The 6,721-nt window shown below is 64.9% G+C and carries 7 protein-coding genes; 5 read left to right on the forward strand and 2 right to left on the reverse strand.

All coding sequences use genetic code 11. From position 1 onward, the window contains the following. Nucleotides 1-744 (reverse strand): ABC transporter permease, encoded by a 744-nt coding sequence (locus H9639_RS02095; protein WP_191806474.1) that lies wholly within the window; start codon nucleotides 742-744, stop codon nucleotides 1-3. Continuing rightward, on the reverse strand, nucleotides 741-1,694 hold the full coding sequence (locus H9639_RS02100) for an ABC transporter ATP-binding protein (protein WP_404799701.1): 954 nt from the start codon (nucleotides 1,692-1,694) through the stop codon (nucleotides 741-743). Before H9639_RS02100 ends, H9639_RS02095 begins: the two co-directional genes overlap by 4 nt. Before the next feature lie 156 nt (nucleotides 1,695-1,850). Between H9639_RS02100 and H9639_RS02105 the strand changes: the two genes are divergently transcribed. The 5 genes from H9639_RS02105 (at nucleotide 1,851) to H9639_RS02125 (ending at nucleotide 6,646) form a co-directional block, all read left to right on the forward strand. Beyond that, on the forward strand, nucleotides 1,851-2,612 hold the full coding sequence (locus H9639_RS02105) for a helix-turn-helix transcriptional regulator (protein WP_318241950.1): 762 nt from the start codon (nucleotides 1,851-1,853) through the stop codon (nucleotides 2,610-2,612). Continuing rightward, nucleotides 2,612-4,087 (forward strand): Fe-S cluster assembly protein SufB, encoded by a 1,476-nt coding sequence (gene sufB, locus H9639_RS02110; RefSeq protein ID WP_225219057.1) that lies wholly within the window; start codon nucleotides 2,612-2,614, stop codon nucleotides 4,085-4,087. Before H9639_RS02105 ends, sufB begins: the two co-directional genes overlap by 1 nt. Further along, complete coding sequence (gene sufD, locus H9639_RS02115; protein ID WP_191806476.1) at nucleotides 4,087-5,442, forward strand: Fe-S cluster assembly protein SufD; 1,356 nt, start codon at nucleotides 4,087-4,089, stop codon at nucleotides 5,440-5,442. The genes sufB and sufD overlap by 1 nt, the downstream gene beginning before the upstream one ends. A gap of 66 nt (nucleotides 5,443-5,508) precedes the next feature. Then, nucleotides 5,509-6,279 (forward strand): Fe-S cluster assembly ATPase SufC, encoded by a 771-nt coding sequence (sufC, locus tag H9639_RS02120; protein WP_191806477.1) that lies wholly within the window; start codon nucleotides 5,509-5,511, stop codon nucleotides 6,277-6,279. 37 nt (nucleotides 6,280-6,316) lie between these two features. After that, nucleotides 6,317-6,646 carry a metal-sulfur cluster assembly factor gene (locus H9639_RS02125; RefSeq protein ID WP_191806478.1) on the forward strand — a complete coding sequence of 110 codons (330 nt, stop codon included), beginning with the start codon at nucleotides 6,317-6,319 and terminating at the stop codon, nucleotides 6,644-6,646. The last annotated feature ends 75 nt before the right edge of the window (nucleotides 6,647-6,721 follow it).

Raw genomic sequence — 6,721 nt, forward strand, 5'->3', positions numbered from 1 at the left:
CTAACTCCATTTGAACCAGCGGACGGCAGCGAGGCCGCCCAGGATTGTCCACGCCAGCAGGATGAACGTGGCGGGAAGGTTGAACTGCGTTTCGAGCAGCGCTGACCTCATTGCGTCGCCCAGCGCCGCGGAGGGCAGCAGCTGGACGTAGGGCTCGAGGCCTGCGGGAAGGGTGCTGGCCGGAATGATGATACCGCCGGCGCCGGCCAGCAGGATCCAGAGCAGGTTGGTGATGGCCAGGGTCGCCTCGGGGCGCACGGTGCCCGCCACGAGGAGGCCGAGCGCGGTGAACGCAACGGCGCCGAGTACCAGCAGGACCAGCGCCAGGGGAATTCCCGGCAGCGACGGCCGCCAGCCCAGGAACAGGGCGACCACCGTGACCAGCAGAACCTGGATGGCCAGGACGGACAGCACAGCGATGACCTTTCCGGCGATCAGTCCGGCCCGGCCCAGCGGCGTGGTGGAAAGGAACCGGAGGACACCGTAACGCCGGTCGAATCCGGTGGCGATGCCCTGGCCGGTAAACGCCGTGGACATGGCGCAGAGTGCCAGGACACCGGGGGTGGCGGTGTCCACCCGGGAGGATCCGTAGGCATCCAGGATGGGGGTCACGCTCAGCGCGATGAGCCCCAGCAGCGGAAGCACGACGGCGAGGACCAGCTGCTCGCCGTTGCGCAGCATGGTGCCGGCTTCATATTTGCCCTGGTTCAGAACCCGGACGGGCAGGGACGCGGGGGCGCTCATCGGATCTCCCTTCCGGATAGTTCGAGGAATACATCCTCCAGCGTCCGCGACGCCATATGGATACTGTCCGGCAGGATCCCGGCTTCATGCCACCAGCTGGCAAGGCCGGCCAGGTCCGCGGGGGAGAATTCACCGCGCAGCACATAGCGGCCCGGGCTCTCTTCGGCGAGATCCAGGTGGGCCAGCGAGGGGATGGAAACCGCCAGTCCCGGCGGCGCTTCGAAAGTCAGCTCGCGTCCCGCAGGATGATCCGAAGTGCGTGCGGTCAGTTCAGCCACGGTTCCCCGCGCCACCGTGCGCCCGGCATCGATGATGTAGACGTAGTCGGCAAGCTTCTGCGCGTCGTCGAGCAGATGGGTGGTAAGGATGATGCCCAGGTTCTCAGCCCGCAGTTCCTGGATCAGCTCGAACACGATCTGACGGGACTGGGGATCCAGCCCGGCGCTGGGTTCGTCCAGAAAGAGCACCTCCGGGTTTCCCACCAGGGCTGCAGCGAGGGCCACCCGCTGCCGCTGGCCGCCGGAGAGTCTGCGGATACTGGTGTTGGCGAAGCTGCCGATCCCGAGCCGGTCCACCAGGGAGTCAACGTCGCGGGGAGCTGCGTACATTCGGGCCACATGCCGCAGCAGCGCCACAGGGCGGGCCGACGGCGGCAGGCCGCCGTCCTGCAGCATCACGCCTACCCGGGCGCGCAGGTCCGCGCCGGCCCCGTAGGGTGAACGGCCCAGCAGCCGCACTTCACCGCCGTCGATCGGCTGGAGCCCCTGGGCGCATTCAAGGGTGGTCGTTTTCCCGGCGCCGTTGGCACCCAGGAGGGCGGTGACCTGGCCGCGTCTGGCCGTGAAGTCGACGCCGGCCAGGACCCGGAGCATTTTGCCGTCCAGGCCGGGAACGGGACCGCGGTCCCGGATCAGGCCATGGATGGTCAGGCACGGTTCGTCGTTAGGCACGCCCATATTCTACGTTAGGTAGTAGTCCGCTCCCGCCGCGCGGGCCGCTTCTCCCGGCGCAGGGGAAGCCTGCCCTTAGTAGCCTGGCGGAATGGATTAGGTCATGATTGTGTTGTGTATTCAGTGAACAGTTCTGAGACGGAGATTCCAGGGGCGGTGAACACCGCCCCCACCACAGCTGCCCGGGAGCCGGACGAGCGCACCCGGGACCGCGTCCTCGGTGCCGTACTGGAGCGCGGTCCGGTCAGTGCCGCGGAACTCGGCGAGAAGCTGGGATTCACGCCAGCGGCGGTGCGCCGCCACCTCGACACACTGGAGCGGCAGGGCCTGATCGAGGTTAAACGGGTCAGTAGTCCGGGCTCGGGTGCTGGCCGCCCGGCACGGCGTTACGTCGTGAGCCATCAGGGTCAGTCCTACCTCGGTAACGACTACCTGACCATCGCCACCGAAGCGCTCCGGGAGCTGGGTCAAGCTGCTGGCCCCGAGGCCATTGAAGCTTTCGCTGCGGCACGGTTCCGGAAAATGGAGGAACGGTACCGTCCGGTGCTCGACGCCGCCGGGCCGGCGCTCGAAGACAGAGCTGAGGCACTGGCCGGCCTTTTGACTAAGGACGGGTTTGTCGGATCCACCACCATGATCGGCACCAGCCGGAAACCCAGCACGCTGCTGAGCATCCAGCTGTGCCAGGGGCATTGCCCCATCCAGGCGCTGGCAAGCGCCTACCCCGTCTTCTGTGACAAGGAGACCGAAGTTTTCTCCCGGCTGCTGGGAGTGGACGTGCGCAGGCTGTCCACACTTTCCCGCGGCGGGCACGTTTGTACGACCCACATTCCGGTGGGCCGTTCCATGTCTGCGCCGCACCAGCCGGTCGGCGCCGCAACCCAGTCCACATCCACTCATCAGCAAGAAAGGCCGTGATGACGGATCAAGTAACCCGGAAGGCGGAGGCACCCGCAGCGGTGCCCGATTCCGTAATTTCAGACATCCTGGAAAAGAACCCCGAGCTTGAGGGGATCGGCACCTATGAGTACGGCTGGGCTGACTCCGACGTAGCCGGGTCCAACGCACGCCGCGGACTCTCCGAAGAGGTTGTCCGCGACATTTCGGCGAAGAAGAACGAGCCGGAATGGATGCTGGATCTGCGGCTGAAGGGCCTGAAGTACTTCGAGCGCAAGCCCATGCCGACCTGGGGCGCAGACCTCTCCGGCATCGACTTCGACAACATCAAGTACTTCGTGCGCTCGACCGAGAAGCAGGCCAATACCTGGGAAGACCTGCCCGAGGACATCCGCAACACCTACGAAAAGCTTGGTATCCCCGAAGCTGAGCGCGGCCGCCTGGTCTCGGGCGTAGCCGCCCAGTACGAGTCTGAGGTTGTCTACCACCAGCTCCGCGAGGACCTGGAGCGCCAGGGCGTTATCTTCCTGGACACCGACACCGCGTTGAAGGAACACCCGGAGATCTTCCAGGAATACTTCGGCACCGTTATTCCGGTGGGCGATAACAAGTTCGGTTCGCTGAACACGGCCGTGTGGTCCGGCGGCTCCTTCGTGTACGTGCCCAAGGGCGTTCACGTGGAGATCCCGCTGCAGGCTTACTTCCGCATCAACACGGAAAACATGGGCCAGTTCGAGCGGACCCTGATCATCGCGGACGAGGACTCCTACGTCCACTACATCGAAGGCTGCACCGCGCCGATCTACACTTCGGACTCGCTGCACTCCGCCGTCGTCGAAATCATCGTGAAGAAGGGCGCCCGCGTCCGCTACACGACCATCCAGAACTGGTCCAACAACGTGTACAACCTGGTGACCAAGCGCGCCATTGCACACGAAGGCGCCACCATGGAGTGGATCGACGGCAACATCGGTTCCAAGGTCACCATGAAGTACCCGGCCGTGTACCTGGTTGGCGAGCACGCCAAGGGTGAGACCCTCTCGATCGCCTTCGCCGGCGAGGGCCAGCACCAGGACACCGGCTCCAAGATGGTGCACATCGCACCGAACACCAAGAGCTCCATCATCTCCAAGTCGGTGGCCCGCGGCGGCGGCCGGGCAGCGTACCGCGGCCTGGTCCAGGTCCGGGAAGGCGCCAAGAACTCGGCCAACACCGTGCGCTGCGACGCCCTGCTGGTGGACACCATCTCCCGTTCGGACACGTACCCGTACGTGGACATCCGCGAAGACGACGTGACTATGGGCCACGAGGCCACGGTCTCCCGCGTCAGCGAGGAGCAGCTGTTCTACCTCATGTCACGCGGCCTTCCCGAGGATGAGGCAATGGCCATGATCGTGCGCGGCTTTATTGAGCCGATCGCCCGTGAACTGCCGATGGAATACGCCCTTGAACTCAACCGCCTCATCGAACTCCAGATGGAAGGAGCCGTCGGTTAATGTCGAAGCTTAACGACACCGTAGTAAACGCAGCCGAACACGTCGCTGAAACCGTGGCCGAAAAGGTCAGCAATGCAGTGGAGGGCGTCAAGGCCCGGATCGGTGCGCCTTCGGGCGACAGCCGTGTCCGCATTGACGGTTTCACCGAGGAAGGCGAAAACCTTTCCCCGCTGAACGATTCCTCGCCGGTACTGGGAGGGGACAGCAGCAAGTCCCACAGCCACGGCGCCGGCGCCGGGATTCCGGACAGCTCACGCGCTGGACGCCCCACCTCCTTCCACCGGGCCGATTTCGGCAAGCTGACCGGCCGCGAAGAGGACTGGCGGTTCACACCGCTCAAGCGGCTGCGCGGACTGCACACCGCTGAGCTGACGGGCACTGCCCCCGAGGTCGCCGTCGTCGCCCCTGACAACGTCACCGTAGCCGGAATCGGCCGTGATGATGCCCGGATCGGCACCGCCGGCATCCCCGAGGACCTGGTGGCAGCTGCCGCCTGGGAAGCCTTCACCGAAGCCACTCTTGTGAGCATCCCGAAGGACACCCAGGCCGAAGGCACCATCACGCTGACCATCACCGGCGCCGGCATTGATCCGGCCGCCCAGCACGTGGTCATCGAAGCCGGAGCCTTCTCCAAGGCTGTTGTGGTCCTGGACCACAAGGGCTCGGCCACTCTGTCGCAGAACGTGGAGATCCTCGTCGGTGACGGTGCGGAGCTCACGGTCATCAGCGTCCAGGACTGGGACGACGACGCCGTGCACGCCTCGGCGCAGTACGCCCGGATCGGCCGCGACGCGCGCTTCAAGCACGTTGTGGTCAGCCTCGGAGGCGACCTTGTCCGAGTGACGCCGTCCTCGAAGTTCACCGCCACCGGCGGCGACGTCGAAATGTTCGGCCTGTATTACGCCGACGCCGGCCAGCACCTGGAACAGCGCCTCTTCGTTGACCACGCCGTCCCGAACTGCAAGTCCCGCGTGATGTACAAGGGTGCACTGCAGGGCAAGGACGCGCACACGGTCTGGGTTGGCGACGTGCTGATCCGCAAGGAAGCCGAAGGAACGGACACCTACGAGGTGAACCGCAACCTGCTCCTGACCGACGGCGGCCGCGCCGACTCCGTGCCGAACCTCGAGATCGAGACCGGCCTGATCGAGGGTGCCGGGCACGCCAGCGCCACCGGCCGGTTCGACGACGAGCACCTGTTCTACCTGATGGCCCGGGGCATCCCGGAGGACGTTGCACGCCGCCTCGTGGTGCGTGGCTTCCTGAACGAAATCATCCAGCAGATCAAGGTTCCGGAACTGGAAGAGCGCCTGACCGCCGCCGTCGAGCGTGAGCTCGCCGCCGTCGAGGCCTAAGCACCTTCTTCCCGAAAAACCTGCAGACCCGCACCACCTGCGTGCAAAGAGAAAGCGAAACTACGCATGTCCACTCTTGAAATCAAGGACCTTCACGTCAGCATTGAGACCGAACAGGGTGTCAAGAAGCAGATCCTGAAGGGCGTCAGCCTCACCATCAAGACCGGTGAGACCCACGCCATCATGGGCCCGAACGGCTCCGGCAAGTCCACCCTCGCGTCCACCATCGCCGGCCACCCGCGGTACACCGTGGACAGCGGCAGCATCACGCTGGACGGTGAAGACGTCCTGGCGATGAGCGTTGACGAGCGCGCCCGGGCCGGTCTCTTCCTGGCCATGCAGTACCCGGTCGAGGTTCCGGGTGTCACCATGACCAACTTCCTGCGGACCGCCAAGACTGCCCTGGACGGCGAAGCTCCGTCCCTGCGCCACTGGACCAAGGACGTCAAGACGGCCATGGGCCAGCTGCGCATTGACGCTGACTTTGCCCAGCGCAACGTCAACGAGGGCTTCTCCGGCGGTGAAAAGAAGCGCGTGGAGATCCTGCAGCTCGAGCTCTTCCACCCGAAGTTTGCCATCCTGGATGAGACGGACTCCGGCCTGGACGTCGACGCGCTGAAGGTTGTCTCCGAAGGCGTAAACCGCGAGCATGAGAACGGCAACATGGGTACGCTGCTGATTACGCACTACACGCGGATCCTGCGCTACATCAAGCCTGACTTTGTGCACGTCTTTGTTGACGGCCGGATCGCTGAACAGGGCGGCCCCGAGCTTGCCGACCGCCTGGAAGAAGAAGGTTACGACCGGTTCACCAAGACCGGCGCCGTCAGCGCCTAGGCTGATCCGCACGTAGCCTGAGGAACAGGAGCAGAACATGACTGACGCCAATCTGGCCCAGACGTCCCTGGAGGACGTCGAAGAGGCCCTCAAGGACGTCATTGACCCCGAGCTGGGGGTGAATGTCGTTGACCTGGGCCTGCTCTACGGGCTGAAGTACGCCGAAGACGGTGCCCTGCTCATCGATATGACACTCACCACCGCCGCCTGCCCGCTCACGGATGTCCTCGAAGAGCAGACCGGCAAGGCGCTTGAGGGCATTGTCGACGAGTTCCGGCTGAACTGGGTCTGGATGCCGCCGTGGGGACCGGAAAAGATCACGGACGATGGACGTGACCAGATGCGGGCCCTGGGCTTCAACATCTAGCGGACTTCACCCTCCGCAAAGAGAACCGGCAGTACGCGGAAAGGGCGGACACCCTGATGGGTGTCCGCCCGTCTG

The sequence above is a fragment of the Arthrobacter gallicola genome, from assembly GCF_014836775.1.
Lineage (GTDB): Bacteria > Actinomycetota > Actinomycetes > Actinomycetales > Micrococcaceae > Arthrobacter_B > Arthrobacter_B gallicola.

Coding starts and splice junctions, on each gene's coding strand:
- H9639_RS02095 (WP_191806474.1), bottom strand. CDS start 744: ATGAGCGCCCCCGCGTCCCTGCCCGTCCGGGTTCTGAACCAGGGCAAA.
- sufB (WP_225219057.1), top strand. CDS start 2,612: ATGACGGATCAAGTAACCCGGAAGGCGGAGGCACCCGCAGCGGTGCCC.
- sufD (WP_191806476.1), top strand. CDS start 4,087: ATGTCGAAGCTTAACGACACCGTAGTAAACGCAGCCGAACACGTCGCT.
- sufC (WP_191806477.1), top strand. CDS start 5,509: ATGTCCACTCTTGAAATCAAGGACCTTCACGTCAGCATTGAGACCGAA.
- H9639_RS02125 (WP_191806478.1), top strand. CDS start 6,317: ATGACTGACGCCAATCTGGCCCAGACGTCCCTGGAGGACGTCGAAGAG.